Here is a 23,338-nt window from a genome sequence, read left to right as displayed (position 1 = left end):
ATTATACAAAATCCTCATTTTCATTTTTAATACTTACACCTACTTTAAATATGATGGAAAATATGATCATCATAATACCAAACACAGTAAGCGATGAAAATATAGAAATCCCATCATTACTGAGTATATAACCGGAATCATTTGACTGTAAAGTATTTATTGTGTCTATTAACAGATATCCCTGTATTTTTTCAATAACCGGAATACAAATAAAAAATAAACCGGTTAAAAATAATCTTTTGACACTATCTAAAGAAAAAATCTGGTCTCTGCAAATATTACCCAAAAACATTTTTAACTGGAAGGTGGCCAAAACAAATAAAATATAAAAACTATAAAAAGCCAGTTGAAATAGAATAGCGGCGGGCCGGAATAGCTGTTCTGATTTTTTAAACGATAGGCTTACGGTCGCTGTTCTATCCGGCTTAACCATTACCTCTTGTTGTTGTTCCTTTTGTCTTTTTTGATAGTAATCTTGACCGTCATTTGTTTTAATCGGGGTCGGTTTCGAAATACTGATATTATTTATCCCATACACTCTGAAAGGTTTTACGGCGATAGTGGGTCCGGGAAAAAATATTTTTATTATTAATGTCAGCAATGCCAGTAAAAATGCCGCACCGGCAATTCTGTCTAAAAATTTTATTACCGGGGATTTAGAAAACATCATTTTATCTATTTTGAGGTTAAAAATAGGCATATTTTAAACTAAAACAAATAAATTTTATCGTTTTAGTTTAAATTTTTAAAACAACGCGATATTCTTTGTGAGCTTATCGGTCTTTTAGGAATTGCCTGTTTTTGTTATCCCTTTTATTTACCGGTCCAAATCTTCTGTTCATTTAATAACTTTAATCCACATAATAAAAACGGAACTTATGATAAAAAACCTCTTATGTGTATTACTACTCAGCAGCATCTCTGTTATTTCATTTGCCCAGCAAACGCCTCCCTCGGCCGATGAAGTACTGAAAAAAGCATTTGCCATAGCCAAAAAGGAAAAAAAGAATGTATTCCTGATGTTTCACGCATCATGGTGCGGCTGGTGCCGTAAAATGGATACGGCCATGAACGATGCGGTATGCAAACAGTTTTTCCAGGACAATTATGTAATTGAACACCTCACCATCCTGGAGTCCGACGGTAAAAAGAACCTGGAGAACCCCGGTGCAGAAGAGTTATATAAAAAACATGCAAATACGCCCAGGAGTTCGGGCATCCCGTTCTGGATCGTATTTGATGCAGATGGTAAAGTGATCGCAGATGCTAAAATGCCCGATGGCAGCAATACCGGTTGCCCTGCCGCTGTGGAAGAAGTAGAACATTTTATCAGTGTGCTGAAAAAGTCATCAAAAATTGATGAAAAGACCAGTAAAATAATCTTTGACCGCTTTCGTAAGAATGAACCAGTTCGTCAACAATAAATAATTATTTTCTTTTCCATGCCTGTCATAATACAATGACAGGCTTTTTTATGTTTTCACTATTGCATAAACATCTGTCTTTGCTAATATATGATATTCCTGCGTTATGTGTTATTCCTACCTTATCATCGCTTCAGCTAAGTATATAAAAACATTCTATCCGTATAAGCTTTTGAAACTATCTTAGATACCTATTTTGTCATCTTATGAAACAATCCCATATTAAGATTCTTTCGCTACTGGTTCTGTTACCGCTTCTCTTTACCAGCCTTTCTAAAGCACAAACCCATAAGCCTGTTAACTGGCAGGAGTTTTTAAGTCGTAATGATGCCGTATACGATACACTCACTACTAAATGGGAAGAGGGTGTTTTTACCGGCAATGGTTTACTGGGCGCAATGATAAATATGAAAAGCCCCAATGAATTAAAGATAGAAATCGGTAATATGACCGTGGTTGATCATCGCGGCGATAAAGAATCTGCGCTATATGCCAAAGCCCGTTTACCTATCGGCCACTTCACCCTGCAGGTTGCCGGTAATATAAAAAGCAATACAGCCCGCCTTCAGCTGTGGAACGCCGAGGCAACCGGTTTAATACAAACTGATAAAGGAACCATAAACTGGCGCAGTATAACCTTATCGCAATCCAATATCATTATATTTCAATACCATGCCACTGGTGCGGAACAAAATCCTGTCTGGCGTTTCTTCCCCGAAACATCAATCAGTAGCCGTACAAAGTTTTCTTATATAACCGATATTCCTGCCGGTTATCAGGCCAACCCTCCATACGAAATAAAGAAGAGCGCTAATATTGAATATTGCAGGCAGCCAATGCTTGCCGGCGGCGACTACACTACTGCATGGACAAAAAAAGCAGATAAAAAATGGCATACCTATATTATTACGATAGCCTATAACAGATCCATCTCATCAACAGGCGAAGCCATTAAAACAATAACCGATGCAACGGCCACAGATATAAACAAGGCAATTGCCAAACATCGCAGCTGGTGGCACAACTATTACCCCTTAAGCTTTGTTTCTTTACCTGACCCGCGCATGGAAAGTTTTTACTGGCTGCAGATGTATAAAGTTGCTTCTGCTACCCGTAACAACACGCTTCCGCTGGACCTTATGGGGCCCTGGTATAAATACACGCGCTGGCCGGCTTACTGGTTTAATTTAAATATTCAACTCACCTATTCGCCTTTGTATACGGCCAACAGGTTGCAACTTGCCGAAGGCCTGTTAAATATGATTGATAAAGGCAAAAAAAACCTGAGCCTGAATGTTCCGCAGCAATACCGGCATAATGCTTTGGCCATTGGCCGTGCCGGCGGTGCTGATCTGTACCGGCCTGTTAAAGTGTTTACACAATTAGACACTACTGCCACGCTTTCCGAACTGGAATTGGGTAATCTTACCTGGATACTTTATTATTATTGGCAACACTATCGTTATACGTTGGACGATGCAATAAAACAAAAACTAATACCCCTCTTAAAAGGTAGTATTAATTATTACCTGGATATTATGTATAAAGAAGATGATGGTAAGTGGCACCTGCCTTTTACACATTCTCCGGAATATCCTGATGGAAAAACCAGGGATTGTAATTACGACCTGGCGCTTTTCCGCTGGGGTTGCCAAACATTGCTGCAGCTGGCGCCAACAGATGCGCTTGCCGCTAAATGGCAGGATGTTTTAACTAACTTAACCGATTATCCCCGGGACGATAACGGATTAAAAATAGGACAGGATGTTGCTTTTAAACAGGCACACCGGCATTATTCGCACCTGCTAATGATTTATCCATTATATACCATGAACTGGGACCAGGTGGAAAACCGTACTCTTATAAAAAAATCACTGGAGCACTGGCATAGCTTTACAACAGCCATGCAGGGCTATTCCTTTACCGGTGGCGCAGCTATCTATACCATGATGGGCGATGGTGATATGGCCGTAAAATACCTGGACCAGCTTTTTTCAAAATATATAAAGCCTAATACGCTTTACCTGGAGTCCGGCCCTGTTATAGAAACACCACTGGCTGCAGCTGAAACCATTCACACCTTATTATTACAGAGTTGGGGAAATATTATCCGTGTGTTTCCCGCTGTTCCCGGCGAATGGAAGAATGTGGCTTTTAAAAAATTCAGAACAGATGGCGCCTTTTTGATAAGTGCTGTAAAAGCAAAGGGCGAAACCAGGTGGGTAGAAGTTGAGAGTTTGAAAGGAGGTGACTGTATCATCAAACCCGGTCTTAACGGTACCGTAAAAACAAAAGGCAATAAAATGGCCGTTGATAAAATGGCTGATGGAAACTACCGCTTAAAAATGCAAAAAGGGGAGAGGGTGATTTTATATATCAATGAAGCCGACTTAACCATTCCCGTTAACGCGGTTATACAAAACGGGCAACAAAATTATTGGGGTAAAAAAACTAAACATTGAACCAGCAAAAATTAAAAATATTTTTAGATAACAAAGTAAAAGAATATAACCAACCTTCTTTTATTAAAGACGATCCTGTTTCCATTCCTCATTCATTTACACAACAGCAGGACATAGAGATTGCCGGTTTTTTTGCCGCCACTCTGGCCTGGGGTAACCGTACCACCATTATAAAAAAATGTAAGGAGCTATTAGAACGGATGGACAATCAGCCTCATGCTTTTTGTGTGCACCACAGCGATGAGGACCTGAAAAGATTACTGGGTTTTAAACACCGCACTTTTAATGATACCGATCTTTTATACTTTGTCGCTTTTTTTAAACATCATTATACACAGCACCATTCACTCGAAACAGCCTTTACCAGTTTTGGTAACACGGTAGAAGCTATGCTGACCGGTTTTCATCAATACTTCTTTTCCCTGGAAGATGCGCCACCCCGTACCCGTAAACATATTTCCACACCTTACAAAGGCTCGGCCTGCAAAAGGCTGAATATGTTTTTACGCTGGATGGTGCGCCGCGATAAAAAAGGGGTTGATTTTGGTATCTGGAAAAACATTTCACCCGCACAACTCATCTGCCCGCTGGATGTTCATGTGGCCCGGGTGGCCAGGCGGTTTAACTTACTGGACAGGAAACAGGATGACTGGCTGGCCGCGGAAAACCTGACACAACATTTAAGAAGTTTTGATCCGAAAGACCCTGCCAAATATGACTTTGCGCTGTTTGCCTTAGGTGTGGTAGAAAAGTTTCAATAGTAACAATGCCGGAAAGCCGCTTGAGCAGTGGTTTTTGGCTTCCCCTTATTTATATTTGTAACCGCGGTTTAACGGAGGGATGAATACCCACCGATCATAATTTTATTCACGCTTATTCAATATTTGTTGTATGAAAGGTATTATGCTGATGGCTGGTTTGTTGCTGAGCACCCTAGTATGGTCGCAACACGAAACAGAAACACATCATAAATATGTGGCCCCCACCGATCCGATGGTGATAAAAAAAATAAGTGAATGGCAGGACCTGAAGTTTGGCTTGTTTATGCACTGGGGTACCTACAGCCAATGGGGTATTGTAGAAAGCTGGAGTCTTTGCCCGGAAGATGAAGGCTGGACCCAACGCAAAGGACCTCATGCAAAAAATTATTATGAGTATGTAAAAGCCTATGAACAATTACAAACCACCTTTAACCCCGTAAATTTTAACCCGGAAAAGTGGGTAACTGCGGCTAATAAAGCCGGTATGAAATATATGATATTTACCACCAAGCATCATGACGGGTTTAACATGTTCGACACCAAAGAAAGCGATTATAAAATTACCAGTAAAAAAACACCGTTCTCCGCTAACCCGCGCAGCAATGTAACGAAAGAGATCTTCAATGCTTTCCGAAAAGATGGCTTTATGATCGGGGCTTATTTCTCCAAACCCGACTGGAACCACGAAAACTACTGGTGGCCTTATTTTCCGCCGAAGGACAGGAATGTGAATTACGACGTTACTAAATACCCCGAAAGATGGAACGCTTACAAACAATTCACCTATAACCAGATCAAAGAGTTAATGAGCGGTTATGGCAAGGTGGATATTTTGTGGCTGGATGGCGGCTGGGTTCGCCCTTTATCCACCATTGATACCTCGGTATCCTGGCAAAAGACCATCACTATTAACCAGGATATTGATATGCCAAAAATTGCAGCCATGGCCCGCAGTTATAACCCGGGTATGTTAGTGGTTGACCGTACCGTTACCGGTGAGTTTGAAAACTACACCACCCCTGAACAGGAGTTACCCAATAAACCCCTGCCATACCCCTGGGAAACCTGTATGACCATGGGCAACTCATGGAGTTATGTACCCAACGATGAATACAAATCGGCCACCAGACTGGTACATACCTTAATTAAAATTGTTTCCCGTGGTGGTAACCTTTTATTAAATATCGGACCTGGTCCCGATGGCGACTGGGACCCGGTTGCCTATGAAAGATTAAAAGATATCGGCAACTGGATGAGTGTTAACCAGGAAGCCATCCATACTACCAAGCCCATCGCTCCTTACTCGGAAGGAAATATTTTTTATACGCAATCAAAAGACGGAAAAGTAATTTATGCACACTATTTACTGGACAATGCCAACAGTATATTACCGGCTACCATAACGTTGAATAACCTGCCCATCAGCAAAAAACCCGTTGTTAGCTTGCTCGGCACTAAGCTTAAACCTTCGGTTAGCGTAAAAGGTAATACCCTGGTTATTAAAACCGGTTCGGGTATGCAGAAATCCTTTGGTGGTACCCCGGCGGCTGTATTTAAAATTGTTTTGTGATAACCTTATTACAACTTAAAACGATAAAGGGCTTACAGTAATTTGTAAGCCCTTTTACATTTTATCTATTTAATTTATGGTATGATCGTGGTAAACAAGTAAGTAGCCAGTATCACCAGCAATACAATACCCTGTAATATATTGGTTCTGCCGGCGCCAAATGAAATACTGATAGTGAAAAGTGAAAGCATGACCAGTAATATAGATTTGGTATCAATACCCAGGGTTACGGTAAAACCGGTGAAATAAGCTACAATCGCCACAGCCGGTATCGTAAGACCAATACTCGCCAGCGCCGAGCCCAGGGCTAAATTCAAACTGGTTTGTAAACGGTTTTTCCTGGCGGCACGTATGGCGGCCAATCCTTCGGGAAACAATATTACTGCCGCAATGATGATACCTACCAGGCTTTGCGGGGCACCAATACCATCTACCATGGCTTCAATATTCGGCGACAGTTTTTTTGATAACAATACAACCGCGGCCAGGGCTATTAATAAAAAAATTAGACTGGTTATAGCCGTTAATTTTGACGGCGGCTCGGCATGCATTTCTCCCGAAGCCTCATCATCTTTTTCCGGCAAAAAATAATCGCGGTGACGAACGGTTTGCACAGCAATAAAACCGGCGTATAATACCAGTGATATAATGGCTACAAATATTAACTGACTGGTATTATAAACCGGGCCCGGTTCACTGGTGGTATAATTAGGTAACACCAGTGTTAATATAACAATGGCGGTAAGCGCTACAAGAGACGCACTTACTCCTTGTTTTACGAATTGCTGTTCTTTAAACCGGTAACCACCTACTAATAAACAGAGGCCTATTATCCCGGTAAGGATTAACATAATAGCCGCAAAAACGGTGTCCCTTGCCAATGCAGATGCTTTTTCGCCTTCCGTTAACATGATAGATACGATCAGCGATACTTCCAGCACCGTAATGGCCAGGGCTAAAATAATGGTACCAAATGGTTCGCCCACTTTATGCGCCACCACTTCGGCATGGTGTACGGCCGATACAACAATGGTCATTAATATTATGCCCAGTAAAGCGGCATATAAATTACTGTCTGTACCAACCGGCAATAATAACAGAACAATACCAACGATCGGGAAAAACACAGTCCATAATGGTAAGGCAATCTTTAAGCGGTTGTTTAAAAAATTGTTATACTTCATTCAGGCTTTTTAAGGGGTTCTGATTAAAGATAAAGGTATAATATTAAAAAAACGCTCCTTATTTTTTTATGATATCATTCACGGCAGCTGTTATCAGGTCTGTTTCATAACCCCGCTGTATTAAATAATCCATTGTCTTTTTTTTGCGTACAAGGTATTGTTCACCTTTGAGTAATGCATATTTATCATTCGCCAGTTTTTGCAATGTCTGACGGTACTCTTCTTCATCAAACTGTTTCAGTGCTTTGTTAATACTATAATTACTGACCTGCTTTTGTTTAAGCTCGTATTTTATTTTTACGCGGCCCCATTGTTTCATCCGGTATTTACCGCCGGCGTAAGCAAGGGCAAAACGCTCTTCGTTCAAATAATTCTCTTCAATTAAAGTAGCAATAATCGCATCATGTTCTTTTTTCCATACGCCCAGCTGGTATAGTTTATCTACCACTTCTGCATGACACCGCTCCTGGTAAGCACAATACTGTTTCAGCCTTTGTAAAGCCTGCTCCGGTGTTAATTGCTTTTTAAACATGGTACAAAAATAAAAAAGTCCTGTTGTTTCTAACAGGACCTGTTTTATACAATCCAATAAAATCTATTCTTCCAGCCTGTCAAGGCAGCCGAATTCATGTTTTAATACATCATCATATTTATCGGCATTGGTAAATAAATTTTTAAACTCATTCACCCCCGTTTCTTTATTCATATCCAGGTCATAGATAATACGCGATAAAACAATATTATTCTTTACACAACTCAATACCAGTCCATCCAGTTTATAGTTTTCCTGTAATAAATACTGGTACAGCGGTTTTATCTTTGTTACATCAGCCGGCATCTGGCACAGGTAGGCATCGCCGGCAATAAAATAATTATCGGCGTTGTAAGCGATCTTTATTTTAGCCGACCCTTCTTTTACCGACCAGTTATTAACCCCTTCTCTTGCCAGTCTTACATCCTTACCCAATTCCCTTAAAATATCTTCTATCGTTTTAGCGGCCCCTACCGGCTCGGTTTCTTTTTCCGGTATTTCCGGCAACTTCACTTCGGTACCGCAACTGGGACAATATTTTTTACTTTCAATATTGGAAGCAGTAACCAGGTAGCTGCAGCTGTAACAGCGGGTACTTGCCTGGCCGCGGTTGGGCAGGTACATTTGCAATGCCTCACGCAGGTAAGATACCGGTAAAGCAAAACCCAGGTTATCGCCACCTTTAATAATAAAAGAGTTTACACCAATTACTTCCCCTGATTTATTTACCAGCGGACCACCGCTGTTTCCGGGGTTGATGGCAGCGTCAATTTGTATAAACTTCAATCCGTCCCTGATACGGTCTACTTTGGAAACCACGCCCTGCGTAGCAGTATAGTTCAACCCAAACGGGTGACCAATAGCCAGTACCGCATCACCGTCCTTCATACTTTCATAAACGCCCAGGCGCACATCCGGCAGTTCTATATTTTTAGGGGCTTCCAAAAAAGCAAGGTCATGTTTACGGTCGGTATACCATACGCGGGAAAAAACTTTTTCAAATAATTTTCCGGCTATGGTTACTTCGGCGTTATCCGCCACCACATGATCATTGGTTACAATAATATCAAACTCTTTTAAATAAAATCCTGTACCTGTACCATTATTGGTAGCTATCTGTATAATGGCCTGCTGGTATTTTTCAATGATTTGTTGCGAATCCATTTGGTGATGCATTTAATAATAACAACTATTGGGGTCCGGTTTATTTGGAATCCATATTTAAAAATTCGATCTCTGTTGAAAAACTATGATTAAAATTCAACAGGGTATCAAAGCGCAGGTTATTTACTTTAAAATCCATTTTAGGATAACGGGTGCGCCATTGTTCCTGTATGGTCTTTATTTTTTCAATTACCAGGTTGGCATTAAATACCTTGCGGTCCGCATCATAATACACTGTTGTAAAGCCCAGTGCTTTGAAATAAGCGGGGTAATTGATGCGCATGAACAGTAAAAACAATTCACTGATGACCTTTGGCATGCTATACGAATACTGCGCAAAGGAAATACCGTATTCTATGATCTGGTTGGCAAAATAAGGGTAATTATTATCCCTGTACCAATACATGTTCTGGTTACTGCCGTTAATAGAGTCGGCAATGGTTTTATGCGGCTGCGGTGCAACAATAGCAAAAGTATATTTTGACCTGAACAGGTTTTTAAATACTTCCTCTTTGGGTTTAACCTGTATCTTTTTCAGCTCTTCTATCATATCCCTGTTTTTTTCCACAGGCTGTCGGTCATCTTTTTTAAAGAAGATGCCGGAAATTTTTTCCAGGTCGTTGAGCAAACTTCCTTCGGGAGATATCAAAAAATCGATGCGGTATACGAGGGTCAATAACAAATAGGCAATCCCTCCTGAAAACTTGTCGGCATCCACCGTTGCTATGGTATCCAGGGTTTCCTGAATCCATTTTTGCAACTGCTCATATTTGATCTCCTTTTCTGCCACACTGATCTCATCCACATGCTCGGTATCGGTAACTTCCAATACCGAAAAATCCTGTGTCAGCAGGTCATCCTGTTTATCGGCACGGGTGGCCAGTTCTTTTAAACCATAATATAATTTACTGGGACTGGCTGTTTCAATGGTACTGTCAAACCGCATACAAAGGCGGTCGTTATCCAAAGAAAAACGGCTGTAGTATAAATTAAAATTCATTTCCAGCAGGCGGCGCATTACGGGTACCGAAGGCTGTGGCATACGGGCCAGGGTAACTTCCGCTTCCAGTTTTTTATCGTTAAAATAACCTTTTACTTTTTTGGATCCCTGAAATAATTCAAAGCGGCCTTCATTAGCATTTCGTTCGTATATAACGTTGTCAATACTGGCATCACGCAGGTAAGAAAAAAAAGCATCAATGCTTTCGTATAGTTTTTTTTCTTTAAAATTATTCTCGGCATCCGTCCAGCGGTCTACCTGTAAAATAGTTTTATTATTATCGGAGTATCTGCCAAAACTATAGGCAGGTTCTGTGCTTTCTGCTGCAGTATCTTTTTTCTTTCCCCACCCAAATAATTTGCTTAACATGTTTTCATTTTTTTTGACAGCTTGAAAGGTACAAAACTGTTTGGAAATGAAAACAGGTTTACAAAATGGTTAAACGCCTGTTTTTTTGCAGGTTATTTTCCCTTGGTATTAATATTTAAAATTGTCCTCAGTTCTTTTTCCTGCTCGGCAGTTTCGCAGGCACTTTTTGGAACCAGTAAAAAAGAACGGGTATCAAAATACAGGTGAAAAAAATGCGGGCTTTCCTTATAAGTATCCAGGGATCTCCACTCCCAGAAACGGGAACCCTTATCGTGCGACAGACGGAAGCCGTCGCTTAAAAAATCCATGGTGAACTCATGTTTAAAGGTCTCTGCCCGGCGATATACCAGGTTGGGCATAATAAACCAGAAGCTGGACATGAGAATGGCCCATAATAGCGAGCTGACCAAAAAAGCCATGGCCGACACCATATTGGTCATATATAAAATAAAAGAGGCTATTGAAAAAATATTCACCACGATCAGCATGATCCTTATTTCGGGCCGGGTGATAAAATGATAACGCAATGCCTGTATTACCTGTTTTTTATTATAGCCAAAATGTATTGTCATAGTCGGTCAAAGATACTGTCCCGATTTGTTTTTATAAATAAAAAGCGGCGTTATTGAATAACGCCGCTGGCAAAATATTTTTTTCTTTACCTATTGAATATTCGTGCCCTGGGCAGGTATTTTTAATAATTTAACAACCTCCTCATAACTCATTTTTTTCAGATCCTCCGGTGAATAGGTTGTTCCTTCGATGGTTGCACCACGCATATAACGGCCACCGGAAACACCACCGGGAATAATAATATAACGGTAAGCAATGCCCGCAATCTGGCTGGTTGGCCTGATGATATCGATAGGATCGTAGGTAAATGTAATTTTACCCAGGCTTGTCACATAACCATAAAACTGGCCGTTGAAGGCTTCCTGGTAAGGTAACGGTGAAACATGGGTGGTAAGGGTTGATTGACCAATTGTAAAGTTTTTACCATAGGCCAGTACCACGCCATTATCTAAAACGGCCTGGGTAACACCCGGTGCGGTACGGTTGTATACCAGTTCCACATTGTAATTATTAGGCGCCTGGTAACCGGCCACCCAATCGGCGGTAACGGTTGTATACCAGGATGAATAGATAACATTTGCTGTTCCGGCCGGGCCCGTAGCGCCTGTTGCACCATTGGCGCCGTTTGAACCAGGAGGACCTTGCGGGCCTTGTGCACCCACCGGACCTTCAGGACCTTCTTTGGTACAACCTATGGAAAATAATGTAATTGCTGAAAATAATAGTGCTAATAAAGAAGTGCAGTTCTTTCTCATAATACAGTTTTTTTGCAAAAGTTAATTTTGGTTTACCTGTACATTGTGGTACCGGCTTCCTAAAGATAGTGTAAAAAACCTTTTTTACATCAAAGCATATAAAATATTTATATTATATGGTTACACTATATATCAGCTTGATTTTTATAGTATTTCCTCCATTTTATCATTAAGTTTGGTTTATAAATTAACTGCATGAATAAGATATTTAAACCCGTTTTCCTGCTTTTGGCCTGCTGTTTTACCCTTATGCTGAACGGCCAGTTTAAAAAAGGTACCAAACTGGTGAATGCCGGTATTGGCAGTGCTTTGTTCCATTCAAGCACCATCGATTATGGGCAGCCCGTGGATGTCGGCGGCATACTTAATACGCAGGCCAGCATCAAAAATTTTGATATTAAACTGGCTCCGGGGTTCGGCTGGTTTGTTACTCCGCAGGTAGCTGTAGGCGGGCGTATCGGTTTAAATTACCTGTCCGCAAAAAGGAATGATAAGGATCAAAACAGTGGTAATATATATAGTAAGGATAATAGCAGCAGTTTTTTTGCTGACCTGAACGCTTTTTCCCGTTATTATTTTACTACAGAAAAAACCTGGTTACCTTTTGCCGAGGCTACCGCGGGATTAGGCTTTGGCTCCTCCAAAGGCGATGGCTTTTTTTACAAGGGGTCAGAATATAAAGATGTAACGGACACAAAATCCTCCGGCGATTTTGCCATCAATGCGGGTTTACTGGTCGGCATTACTAAAATGCTGGGGAAACAGGTGGGCCTTGATATAGCGGCGGGTTATAAATACACCCGTTATAAAAATGAAGTGAGAAAAACTACCGAGCGTGATGTAAATATGGATGGCAGTATTGATGAAACCTTACGAAATCTTACTACGCAAAAAAGCAACCGCCACGGTTTACAGATCAGTGTGGGATTGCAAATATTCCTGCATAAAAATTAATCTTTTTGTTTTCGGTTGTTGTGTTTTGTGCTGACTGGTCATCTTAAACAGGTTTACCATGAAACATTTTATGTTGTTATTATTTTTTTTCACGGGTGTTGGTTTATTCAACTTATATTCTCAACCCTTTGCCAAAACAAAAAATAAAATAACCATTTATAACAACACCATTTATGACGATGAAGCGAGTAGGAGTACTAAAACAATGGATACGTTTTTATCCGCTCTATCCGCTACAATTGACAGGAAAGGAAACAACATACCTATTAAAATTTATTGGGATGAAATTCCAATTGCACCATTTGATTTTTATTCCTGCGAAACAAATGTTGTTCTCTCTTATGATAGGATGAAAACAATTGATGACAGGTTTATTGATGATTATTTCATGTTCAATACGAGCGAGAAATCGAAAGATTTTTTTCTTGATTTTCATGTCCGGTATTTGAGCCGATATCGGCTCAAAAAATTGAAAAGATTACAGGAAGGTCCTCTTGATATAAAATCCAGCTATTATAATAATAAGACAAGTCCGGCTATTTTCATTTTCTTTAATACCGGTTATTGTGAAAAAAATAGACAAGAAGTTGAAACGGTTTTACAACAATCCTTTGAAAGAATATATAGCGTAGCACAATATGCCATTGATAGTTTTAATTATATAAAAAACAATCAGAAAAAAATCAGTATTCAGTGGAATATGGAAGCTTATACTTATTTAAAAGATTTTGATACCAGAGTTTCTGTTTATTCAATTGATACGAATATTGTAAAAAATATTCCCTTAAAAAAATTTACTGTCCCTTATACAAGCCTAGTCGTTGATGAAAAAAAAGATTATACTGTTGTTTCCTTACGTATTATTGGTATCAGCATTTTAATCATCAGTTTATTCTATTTTATTCTCCATAAAATACTAATTCACCGTTAATAAAAAAGCGTTTCAATATTGAAACGCTTTTTATTTTGCTTTTATTTTTTCTTCTTCGGATGTATCAGTTTCATCTCTTTCACCAGGTGGCCCGCATCGGCAAATTTGTCTATTATAAATAATACATACCGGATATCCACCATAATATTCCGGCAAATAGAAGGATCGTAATTAATATCACTCATGGTACCTTCCCATACACGGTCGAAGTTTAACCCAATTAAATTACCATGTGCATCTATGGCAGGGCTGCCGCTATTACCACCCGTAGTATGATTACTGGCAATAAAACAAACCGGCATTTTTCCTTTTACGCCGTACTGGCCAAAATCTTTATTGGCATACAGCGTGCGTAATTTCTCCGGTACATCAAACTCATAATCGCCGGGTACATATTTTTCCATCACCCCATCCAGGTAGGTTTGTATATTATATTGTACACCGTCCTTTGGTATATAACTATCTACTTTACCATAAGTAACCCTCAAGGTACTGTTGGCATCTGGGTAAAATTTTTTTTCTGTAAATACATCCATCTGGGCCTGCATATAGCTGCGTTGCAATGCATCCAGTTTTGCCTGCAGTGGTGCAATGGGTGTATTTACTTTTTCATTGTAGGCAATGATCATATCATTATAAAGTAATACCAGCGGGTCTTTCATCAGTTCCGATAAAAAAGCTTTGGGATTACTGTTTAATTTGGCATTTACTTTTTCTTTGTCGTGTAAAATGCTGGCATCATATAACTGGTTAGCCAGGTTTACAAAATTATTTTTGGCTGCTTTTGCCTGCTGTATGGCAATAGGGGATATATACTGCGCCGGTTGTTTGGTTACATATAATTCCATCAGTGCAGCAAACAATCCCTTATCCACATTTACGTCATAATCTTTATAAATTTTTACCAGCTCGGTTTTTGCCGATTCTACTGCTTTTACAAAAGTGGCTTCGTCTTTATCCGCAATATTGGATAGTTTATTGAACTGTCCCACAATACTGAAGATCTCTATCCTCGGTGTTATTTCATTATAATAATCCCTGGCCAGGGATAAAGGTTCTATCAGGCGGTAAGTTGCCTGCAGATCGCCTAACAGGGTTCCATAATTATTTTTGAGCACACTATTATTATTCACCCTTTTTTCAAACTCCGCTTCCTGTTTTTGTTTTTTAGCAACGCCGCCGGTGCGGGTTAAGCCGAGTACCTCACCACGCCATTTTTTCCAGGCATTACTTACACTGGCGTATTTGGCGGCATATTTAATTTTAATAGCTTCATCGGCACGCATAAATTTATTCAGTACTTCCAGTGCTTTATCGCGGATCTGGATTTTTGCCGGGTCACTCACCTCCACAATCTGTTGTACAGCTGCCGAAGGCAGGTATTGCGTGGTTTTCCCGGGAAAACCAAAAACCATTGTAAAATCATTCTGTTCTACACCGTCCAGGGAAATAGATAATGCTTTTTTGGGAACATAGGGAACATTGTCGGGCGAGTAATCAGCCGGTTTATTATCCTTACCCGCGTAAATGCGGAACAAAGCAAAATCCCCGGTATGACGTGGCCACATCCAGTTATCAGTGTCCTGGCCAAAATTGCCTATTGATTGGGGTGGGGCGCCTACCAGGCGAACATCATTATAGGTTTCTGTTACAAACATGTAATACTGGTTACCTTCAAAAAAAGACCGGATCATCGTTTTCTGGAATTTGTCCTTCGGTGCAGCAGTATTTATTTTTTCCATGTTTGCATTAATGGCAGCACGGCGCTGATCCTCGGTCGCATTTTTTGAAATGCCGGCCAATACCTGTTTGGTTACATCTTCAATACGTACAATAAAGGTTACATATAACCCCTGGTTGGGTAATTCGCTGTTATTGTCCTTTGCCCAAAAACCATCGCGGATATAGTTATTATCGAGGGTGGAATGACTTTGTACCGACCTGAAACCACAGTGGTGATTGGTTAATACCAGGCCTTTTGAAGAGATAACTTCGCCGGTACAGAAACCACCAAAACTCACGATGGCATCTTTCAGGCTTCCCTTATTAATACTATAAATATCACTGGCATTGATTTTCATACCCAGGCTCTTCATCTGGCTTTCATTCATTTTTTCCAGGAGCAGGGGCAGCCACATGCCTTCATCGGCCCGGGCAATAAAAGTGACAAATAAAAAGACAGAAAATAATTTAAGCTTTAACCACTTCATACTATTCAGTTTTAAAATGCTGGTTTACCAAAAAACTAACAATCGTTCAAATATTGCAAATGTAAGTTTCCCTGCTTTAACTTATATACATATATAATATGTTCTATTGTAAGCCGGTTTCAGGTTAAAAAAATAGCAGTTTATGCATTGTGAAACCGGGATTTGTTCTAATTGCGGATCTTCTACCCGGTATAAACATAGAAAGTATACTATATTATTTATCATATACACTCTATAAAAAAGCGTTGAGCAGGATTGTGGAAATATGAACGAATGATGAACAAACTGCTATTTACCTATCATGAAACGTTCATTGTGAAACAGTTTTAGCATTGGAAACTGACTTTTTTTTCACAGGGGTATGTGGATTATGTGTAATTAACGTGAATAACCCTGTGTGAAACGTTAGTATGAAACCGAATGAATAGGTTACAACTTTGGGATAACCATTCTTTTTTGTCCGGACTGTTGGTCATCACCATTTTGTTCATATACTATTAACACCAAAACAGGGTCGGGGTCCAAAAAAACTTATCCTTTTGCTTAATTCACATGTATGTTAATAATAGGCTGTAAACTAAACCAATCAACTATCTTAAATGTTAATAACAGTGAAATAAATGTGAATTACGAGAAAAACAAATTTTTACCGGGGTCTAAAAAATAAGTTTTCCACTAATCCACAGCCATAATAATAATAGGTTTTATTTATATAAAAATTATAATAATATTATTATTGTATTAGGGGGACTTGAAAATTTTTTTTTGTTTTTGCATCGAGTTAGGGTGTAACATTGCAAAACATTTAAACGGCTAAAGCAAAAGAGATGGAAACACAAAATATTGCGGCAATATCGGACGAACAAGTGGAAAGCAAAGGCTTTTTAGATGTGCAGATAGATCCGACCCTGGATCTGTTTGCGGAAATTGAAAAACTGAAAAAAGAAAAAAATGCCGTTATCCTGGCACACTACTACCAGGATGCCGATATCCAGGATATTGCAGATTATATCGGGGATAGTTTAGGCCTTGCCCAGCAGGCTGAAAAAACAACAGCTGATATGATTGTTTTCGCCGGTGTGCATTTCATGGCAGAGACGGCAAAAATTTTAAATCCCAGCAAAAAAGTGGTTATCCCCGATTTCCAGGCCGGGTGTTCCTTAAGCGATAGTTGTCCTCCGCCATTGTTCAAACAATTCAAAGAACAGCATCCCGATCATATTGTGATCAGTTATATCAACTGCAGTGCCGGCATTAAGGCATTGAGTGATGTAATTGTAACCAGCAGCAATGCCAAGGTAATTGTTGATAGTTTTCCACAGGACCAGAAGATCATTTTTGCGCCGGATAAAAACCTGGGTGCCTATATTAACAAAGTTACCGGAAGGGATATGCTGTTGTGGAATGGTGCCTGTATGGTACACGAAATTTTCAGCCTGGAGCATATTACGAAATTGAAGATGCAGTATCCCAATGCCAAATTACTGGCTCACCCGGAATGTGAGGAACCCATTTTAAAAATAGCTGACTATGTAGGGTCCACTACCGGTATACTTAAGTTTTCTGAAACGGATGATGCCCAGGAATATATTGTGGCTACTGAGACGGGCATTTTACACCAGATGATGAAAAATAGTCCGCACAAGACTTTTATTCCCGCACCTCCGGACAATGGCTGTGCCTGTAATGATTGCCCGCACATGAAATTAAATACACTGGAAAAAATTTACCTGTGTATGAAATATGAGCGGCCTGCCATTCATATGGAGGAGACATTACGACTGGCTGCTAAAAAGCCGATCGATAAAATGTTAGCTATTAGTGCGGCTGCAGGATTATAATTAATTAATATTTTTTTTCTTAAATATTTCTCCGTTCATCGGGTAAAGTAATAATAAGAAAAATATAAGCGCCGCTCCCGATTCTAATAATTCTGCCCGTTTTCCATCCCTGATAATTTCTGTTAGTAAAAAAGTAACTAAAATGGCTGCGGCATGATATACACGTGGAACCGGTATACCACTGTAGTTTACAAATTGTTTAAACTTATTCCATTTTACATATAACAATGGGAATATAAGAAAGTAGATGCCTAAGCAAATACTTAGAATGGTAGAAAAGATTATTTTATTTATTTTTTTTCCGCCTACAACCAGGTTATGCAAATTAGTTTCCTGTTGCGCATTATTCTGTTTAAAAAATTCAGAACTTTCTATACCAAATATTCGCTGGCCCCAGGAAATTTCTTCACCGGCAGCAAAGAAAAAAAGTATTGCTATCATGGCAGTTACGAAAAGGAAAAAACCACTTTTCTCTTTACGCAGGGTAAATAACCTGTTGATGGAAACAAATACAACACCTAATAAGCCAAGTACAGTTATCCATTCTACAAAGCCATCTTCTTCAATATATACCTGGAATGCAGGCAGATTGATATTGTATAAAACAATACCGGTAATTAATAATAAGAGATTGAATACAAGAACTGCTTTTTCAAGTAAGGACATTTTATGATGTTGCATGCGTATGATTTGTTAGTAAAAATAAATGTTTGTTTTATATACTTAATATTTTTTCGGCTGCCTGTTGCAGCGTTGATTCTTTTTTTGCAAAACAAACACGGATGATCCTGTTGTCGGTCTTGTTCTCATAAAAAACAGAAAGAGGAATGGTCGCAATTTTATATTGTTCGGTGAGGCGTATGGCAAATTGGGTATCCGGTTCTGTTGATATCCCGCTATAATCTGCACAAATAAAAAAGCTGCCTTTGCTTGGCAATAGGTTGAACTTTGATGTTTTGATCAGCTCGCTAAAATAATCTCTTTTTTGTTGTTGAATAGTGGATAGTTGCCGGTAACTATCCGGTTGCTGCAGATAGTGATGAATGGCTACCTGCATAGGAGAATTACAGGAGAAGGCATTATACTGGTGTACTTTTTTAAACTCGTTCATTAAATGCTGTGGCGCTACTGCATATCCCAGTTTCCAACCGGTGGCATTAAAAACCTTACCAAATGAAAAACACGCAAAACTGCGGTTAGCCAGCTCCGGGTATTTTAAAACCGATTCATGTTTTTCATTATCAAAAACAATATGTTCATATACTTCGTCACTGATAATAATAATATTGGTATCCAGGATAATCTGTTGTAATGCCAGCAGGTCATTTTCATATAAAATGGTACCTGTAGGGTTATGAGGGGAGTTGATAATAATTGCCCTGGTTTTATGGGTGATTTTTGATTTTACTTTTTCCCAGTCAATGGTAAAGCCAGGAAATTCCAGATCAACTAAAACAGGTATAGCTCCGTTAATAATAATGTTGGGAATATAACTATCGTAACAAGGTTGAAAAACAATTACCTCATCGCCGGGGTGGAGTATGCTGATCAGCGCTGTATAAATGGCATAGGTACCACCGGGTGTAATGGTGATATCTGTTGCCGGGTTTATTTGATGATGGTATAGTGTTTCAATTTTATTGGCGAGGGTTTGCAACAAAGGGGTGTAACCGGACATGGGAACATACTGGTTAAACCCTTCCTGCATAGCGGTATGTACCAGGTTTACTAATGTAGCATCCATCTGGTAATCGGGAAATCCCTGGCCCAGGTTAATTGCCTGGTGTGTGGTGGCCAGGGCACTCATAATAGTAAATATATTGGTACCGGTTGCCGGAAGTTTGGACATTGATGTTTATTTATTATTTGCCTGAAATATTACCGGCCCATGAATACCATGAGTATTTGTATATCACTTGGATTAATACCCGATATCCTGCTGGCCTGGCCCAGGGTTCTCGGTCTTACCCTTGTTAATTTTTCCCTGGCTTCATTACCCAGGGAAGTGATTTTTTTATAGTCGAAAATATCAGGTATCTCAAGATCTTCCAGCTGGCTCATCCGGGTTACCAGTTCTCTTTCTTTTTGTAAATAAGTTTCGTATTTAATTTGGATAGCGGCCTGCTCCATATTTTCATCCGGGTATTTTTTAAGATCCTGCAAATTATCTACAGCTGCTACATAACTATGAATATCTACAGATGGGCGTAATAATATTTTATCCGCTTTTTGTTTTTCAGGAATAGGGGCCGAGTCCAGTGATTGCAGGTAGGGATTTACCTGGCCTGGTTCCAGAGCAATATCATGTAATTGTTTTTTAATGGCCTCAATATCATTTTGCTTTTGTATCACTTTATCCATCCGGTCCTCTTTGGCCAGGCCAAGTTTATAGCTTAATTCAGTCAATCGTAAATCGGCATTATCCTGTCTTAATAAAGTACGGTATTCTGCCCGGGAGGTAAACATGCGGTAGGGCTCTTCGGTTCCTTTTGTAATAAGGTCATCAATGAGCACGCCGATATAGGCCTCACTTCTTTTAAGTATTACTTCATCCAGTTCATGCACACGCTGGTGGGCATTGATACCTGCCATTAAACCCTGGCAGGCAGCTTCTTCATAACCTGTTGTACCATTTATCTGTCCGGCAAAGAATAAGTTATATATTAATTTTGTTTCTAATGTGTTTTTTAATTGAGTAGGTGGAAAATAATCATACTCAATGGCGTAGCCGGGGCGGAATATTCTTACATTCTCAAATCCGGGAATGATCTGTAAGGCTTTGTATTGTACTTCCTCGGGTAATGAAGTGGAGAAACCATTTACATATATTTCAACTGTATTCCATCCTTCAGGTTCTATGAATAACTGGTGGCGTTCCCTTTCGGCAAAGCGGTTTATTTTATCTTCAATGCTGGGGCAGTACCTTGGACCAACACCATCAATTTTGCCGGTGAACATGGGGCTGCGGTCGAAGCCGGTTTTCAGAATATCGTGTACGTTCTGGTTGGTATAACTGATCCAGCAGCTGATTTGTTTTTCAGGTTTTGGAATGTCCAAAAAGGAAAAGCCGGTTATTTCTTCATCACCGGGTTGTTCTTCCATTTTACTGTAGTCCAGGCTGCGGCCATCAATACGGGGAGGAGTGCCGGTTTTTAAACGGTCACTTTCAAAGCCCAGGGAAACCAGTTGTTCTGTAATGCCGGTAGCCGCTTTTTCTGCAGCACGTCCACCACCAAAGTTTTTATCGCCAATATGAATGATACCATTTAAAAAGGTACCATTCGTTAATACTACTGCTTTGGATTTTATTTCATGTCCCAGGCCAGTGATCACACCACAGGCACGGCCATCTTTTATTACCAGTCCTTTTACCATATCCTGGTAAAAATCTACATTGGGTGTTTGTTCCAGCATCTCCCGCCAGGTAGCGGCAAATAACATGCGGTCGTTTTGGGTACGGGGGCTCCACATGGCCGGTCCTTTGGAACGGTTCAGCATCCTGAACTGGATCATACTTTTATCAGTAACAATGCCGGAATAACCACCCATGGCATCGATCTCTCGCACAATTTGTCCTTTGGCAATACCACCCATAGCCGGGTTGCAGCTCATTTGGGCAATGGTCTGCATATTCATGGTTACCAATAAAACTTTTGAACCCATATTGGCAGCGGCAGCGGCGGCTTCACAGCCTGCATGTCCTGCTCCAACAACAATTATATCATATTCTGGAAACATAGTTGCAAAGGTAGTAATACCTGTTATATTATAGGTATGGGGTTAATTGACACTTAGGTTATGTAAAACAATCTATCAGGGTTTAAAGTTTTTAAGAAAGTTTACTTCCTGGTTTACCTGTTCCACTGTTCTACCGCTGTTTAATAGTTCAAATTCAAAGGTGGAATAGTCCTGTATCATTTCCAGGTAATCCTTATGGGTATTAATAAACTCCTGTTGTGCCTGGGTACTAACAAACTCGGATAATTGGATAGTATCAATTTTTGCCAATAATTCCCGACACATAAAGTAACCGGTGGTATCATATAGCTTTTGAAAGTAGGATTTAGCGGCTAATACATCCAGGCGATGCCCCCTGTTCTTATTCAATAATATCGATTCTACACGGAGGTTGGTAAAATTCCAGCAAAGCTTCATATCTTTTTCATTGTGGTAGTCGAAATAAGCCACGGGGATCAGGTGGTCGAATTGCCAGGCTTGTCCAAAATTGTCCCAGTTTTGCTCAGGAGAAAACTGGTATTGAAACCAGGAGCGCATATTATTACTGTCTAAACCGAAGTAGGGGGCATATTCAATACAAGGATTCTGCTCTAATACATATCGACGAAGGTTAATCTGCCATTTCCTCTTTTCCCGTACATGCAATTGTTCAGGCGTATCTTCCTGTTTCTGGTATTTCTTTCTTGGTTTCATAACAATGTTTGTGTAAAGATACGTGTTTCACATGACACTGTTTCAACTTGAAACAGTGTCATGTGAAACAATGACCCTGTTAACGCCACTTTATTTTAATATTATACCGATAATATGCTTTTAGTTAATACCCTTAAAATAATACCTTAAAAGAAACTTATAAGTCTTTGTGTAGCAGAAAGGCTGCCCGATTGCAGTGGAAAGCCCGGTGAAGGTTGGTGGTTTGGGTTTGTGCCGGACTTGTAACGGAAAGCGGGGACTGAAGCTGAGGGTGGAGGTGAAGTTGAGAGCCCCGGGTGAGGGGAAGAGTATATAGTATTAAGTATACAGTATATAGATGAAAGAGAATATAAAAAGGTATTATTATGTTGGAAGGATAAAAGAGAGCAAAAAATAAGGGTATAATAGTATTGTATACCCCTGGATCTTATTTGGTAAAGTACAGGTCAAGGTATTTATTCTCCATTTCCCGCATTTTCTTTTCTTCTTTGGCTGTTTTATCGCCATAACCACAAAGGTGTAAAGCACCATGAAATATTACCCGGTGCAGTTCCTTGTAGAAAGAGATGCCTAATTGCCGGGCGTTGTCCTTTACTCTTTCCACGCTGATATATACATCGCCCTGTGTGGGTTGCCCTTTTGCTGCCAGGTCGAAAGTGATAATGTCGGTATAATAGTCGTGTTTAAGGTACTGCTGGTTAATGGTCAGTAATTCCTCATCGTTGGTAAACACAAAGTTTAAGGATTCAAGGGGTTGTTTTTCTACCTCAAATAAATGGGCTATGCAGGCTTTTAAGTTACCACGGTTGCGCAGGGTGGTGGGGTGTTGAAAGAAGAAGTATATCTTTTGCATATTGTATTGATAATGTTCCTGAAATAGTAACTGAAAGCTGTACCGAAGCCTTAGTTTTGTGTAAAGATATACATAAGCAATGGAGCAAGTACTTACCACTTTAAAACCCGGGCAGCAGGCAGTAATTACCAGGCTGGTGACAGATAACGATACCATGTATTTAAAGCTGATGGAAATGGGATGCACCCCGGGGGAAGCTATTGCTATGGAAAGGATTGCACCTTTGGGTGACCCTATTGTGGTATCTGTATCGGGCTATACCCTGAGTTTACGTAAAGAAGAAGCCATGCATATAATGGTGGGTAATATTAAGCTGAACTAAAA

Annotated in this window: 21 protein-coding genes; 8 read left to right on the top strand and 13 right to left on the bottom strand. The window is 39.8% G+C overall.

All coding sequences use genetic code 11. The features are described from left to right. Position 1: 1 nt before the first annotated feature. Positions 2-700 carry a DUF2975 domain-containing protein gene (locus ACFS6H_RS04530; RefSeq protein ID WP_386095658.1) on the bottom strand — a complete coding sequence of 233 codons (699 nt, stop codon included), beginning with the start codon at positions 698-700 and terminating at the stop codon, positions 2-4. 178 nt (positions 701-878) lie between these two features. On the opposite strand from ACFS6H_RS04530, the gene ACFS6H_RS04525 reads away from it, so the two are divergent. The 4 genes from ACFS6H_RS04525 (at position 879) to ACFS6H_RS04510 (ending at position 6,217) form a co-directional block, all read left to right on the top strand. Further along, positions 879-1,424, top strand: a complete 546-nt coding sequence (locus tag ACFS6H_RS04525; protein ID WP_386095656.1) for a thioredoxin family protein — start codon at positions 879-881, stop codon at positions 1,422-1,424. Between the two features lie 206 nt (positions 1,425-1,630). Then, positions 1,631-3,886: a glycosyl hydrolase family 95 catalytic domain-containing protein gene (locus ACFS6H_RS04520; protein WP_386095654.1), complete on the top strand. Its 2,256-nt coding sequence runs from the start codon at positions 1,631-1,633 to the stop codon at positions 3,884-3,886. Further along, on the top strand, positions 3,883-4,647 hold the full coding sequence (locus ACFS6H_RS04515; RefSeq protein ID WP_386095653.1) for a TIGR02757 family protein: 765 nt from the start codon (positions 3,883-3,885) through the stop codon (positions 4,645-4,647). The genes ACFS6H_RS04520 and ACFS6H_RS04515 overlap by 4 nt, the downstream gene beginning before the upstream one ends. Positions 4,648-4,777: 130 nt before the next feature. After that, positions 4,778-6,217: an alpha-L-fucosidase gene (locus ACFS6H_RS04510; RefSeq protein WP_386095651.1), complete on the top strand. Its 1,440-nt coding sequence runs from the start codon at positions 4,778-4,780 to the stop codon at positions 6,215-6,217. Between the two features lie 74 nt (positions 6,218-6,291). On the opposite strand, the gene ACFS6H_RS04505 is transcribed toward ACFS6H_RS04510, so the two are convergent. The 6 genes from ACFS6H_RS04505 to ACFS6H_RS04480 all read right to left on the bottom strand — a co-directional run bounded on the left by ACFS6H_RS04505 (position 6,292) and on the right by ACFS6H_RS04480 (position 11,794). Then, positions 6,292-7,401, bottom strand: coding sequence for a calcium:proton antiporter (locus ACFS6H_RS04505; RefSeq protein WP_386095649.1), 1,110 nt, complete (start codon positions 7,399-7,401; stop codon positions 6,292-6,294). Between the two features lie 58 nt (positions 7,402-7,459). Further along, positions 7,460-7,933, bottom strand: coding sequence for a regulatory protein RecX (locus tag ACFS6H_RS04500; RefSeq protein ID WP_386095647.1), 474 nt, complete (start codon positions 7,931-7,933; stop codon positions 7,460-7,462). Between the two features lie 63 nt (positions 7,934-7,996). Beyond that, a complete protein-coding gene (locus ACFS6H_RS04495; protein ID WP_386095645.1) occupies positions 7,997-9,097 on the bottom strand; it encodes a trypsin-like peptidase domain-containing protein in 1,101 nt (366 codons plus the stop codon). A gap of 40 nt (positions 9,098-9,137) precedes the next feature. Then, positions 9,138-10,466, bottom strand: coding sequence for a hypothetical protein (locus tag ACFS6H_RS04490; protein ID WP_386095643.1), 1,329 nt, complete (start codon positions 10,464-10,466; stop codon positions 9,138-9,140). Between the two features lie 92 nt (positions 10,467-10,558). Then, the gene (locus ACFS6H_RS04485; RefSeq protein WP_386095641.1) at positions 10,559-11,038 is read right to left on the bottom strand and encodes a YcxB family protein; all 480 of its coding nucleotides are present in this window, start codon (positions 11,036-11,038) and stop codon (positions 10,559-10,561) included. 90 nt (positions 11,039-11,128) lie between these two features. Continuing rightward, positions 11,129-11,794, bottom strand: coding sequence for a collagen-like triple helix repeat-containing protein (locus ACFS6H_RS04480; protein ID WP_386095639.1), 666 nt, complete (start codon positions 11,792-11,794; stop codon positions 11,129-11,131). Positions 11,795-11,989: 195 nt separating this feature from the next. Here ACFS6H_RS04480 and ACFS6H_RS04475 point away from each other — a divergent pair, with 195 nt between their 5' ends. Both ACFS6H_RS04475 and ACFS6H_RS04470 read left to right on the top strand, forming a co-directional pair. Then, the gene (locus tag ACFS6H_RS04475; protein ID WP_386095637.1) at positions 11,990-12,748 is read left to right on the top strand and encodes a hypothetical protein; all 759 of its coding nucleotides are present in this window, start codon (positions 11,990-11,992) and stop codon (positions 12,746-12,748) included. A 58-nt stretch (positions 12,749-12,806) separates the two neighbouring features. Continuing rightward, on the top strand, positions 12,807-13,679 hold the full coding sequence (locus ACFS6H_RS04470; protein WP_386095635.1) for a hypothetical protein: 873 nt from the start codon (positions 12,807-12,809) through the stop codon (positions 13,677-13,679). A 41-nt stretch (positions 13,680-13,720) separates the two neighbouring features. Here ACFS6H_RS04470 and ACFS6H_RS04465 read toward each other — a convergent pair whose 3' ends face one another. Then, positions 13,721-15,889 carry a S46 family peptidase gene (locus ACFS6H_RS04465; protein ID WP_386095633.1) on the bottom strand — a complete coding sequence of 723 codons (2,169 nt, stop codon included), beginning with the start codon at positions 15,887-15,889 and terminating at the stop codon, positions 13,721-13,723. Positions 15,890-16,716: 827 nt separating this feature from the next. Here ACFS6H_RS04465 and nadA point away from each other — a divergent pair. Beyond that, positions 16,717-17,730: a quinolinate synthase NadA gene (gene nadA / locus ACFS6H_RS04460; protein WP_386095631.1), complete on the top strand. Its 1,014-nt coding sequence runs from the start codon at positions 16,717-16,719 to the stop codon at positions 17,728-17,730. Here the strand turns inward: nadA and ACFS6H_RS04455 are convergent, their stop codons facing one another. From ACFS6H_RS04455 to ybeY, 5 genes are all read right to left on the bottom strand, one after another. Then, a complete protein-coding gene (locus ACFS6H_RS04455; protein WP_386095629.1) occupies positions 17,731-18,411 on the bottom strand; it encodes a hypothetical protein in 681 nt (226 codons plus the stop codon). It abuts the gene before it with no gap. A 34-nt stretch (positions 18,412-18,445) separates the two neighbouring features. After that, positions 18,446-19,579 (bottom strand): methionine aminotransferase, encoded by a 1,134-nt coding sequence (locus ACFS6H_RS04450; RefSeq protein WP_386095627.1) that lies wholly within the window; start codon positions 19,577-19,579, stop codon positions 18,446-18,448. A gap of 29 nt (positions 19,580-19,608) precedes the next feature. After that, on the bottom strand, positions 19,609-21,468 hold the full coding sequence (mnmG, locus tag ACFS6H_RS04445) for a tRNA uridine-5-carboxymethylaminomethyl(34) synthesis enzyme MnmG (protein ID WP_386095626.1): 1,860 nt from the start codon (positions 21,466-21,468) through the stop codon (positions 19,609-19,611). 75 nt (positions 21,469-21,543) lie between these two features. Next, complete coding sequence (locus ACFS6H_RS04440) at positions 21,544-22,161, bottom strand: hypothetical protein (RefSeq protein WP_386095624.1); 618 nt, start codon at positions 22,159-22,161, stop codon at positions 21,544-21,546. A 427-nt stretch (positions 22,162-22,588) separates the two neighbouring features. Next, the gene (ybeY, locus tag ACFS6H_RS04435; protein ID WP_386095622.1) at positions 22,589-23,014 is read right to left on the bottom strand and encodes an rRNA maturation RNase YbeY; all 426 of its coding nucleotides are present in this window, start codon (positions 23,012-23,014) and stop codon (positions 22,589-22,591) included. Between the two features lie 79 nt (positions 23,015-23,093). Here ybeY and ACFS6H_RS04430 point away from each other — a divergent pair, with 79 nt between their 5' ends. Further along, entirely contained in the window at positions 23,094-23,336 is a 243-nt protein-coding gene (locus ACFS6H_RS04430) for a FeoA family protein (protein WP_386095620.1), read from the top strand. Positions 23,337-23,338 lie beyond the last annotated feature (2 nt).

This window comes from Terrimonas rubra (assembly GCF_042686025.1).
GTDB lineage: Bacteria > Bacteroidota > Bacteroidia > Chitinophagales > Chitinophagaceae > Terrimonas > Terrimonas rubra.
This window is presented reverse-complemented; position numbering and strand designations above follow the sequence as displayed.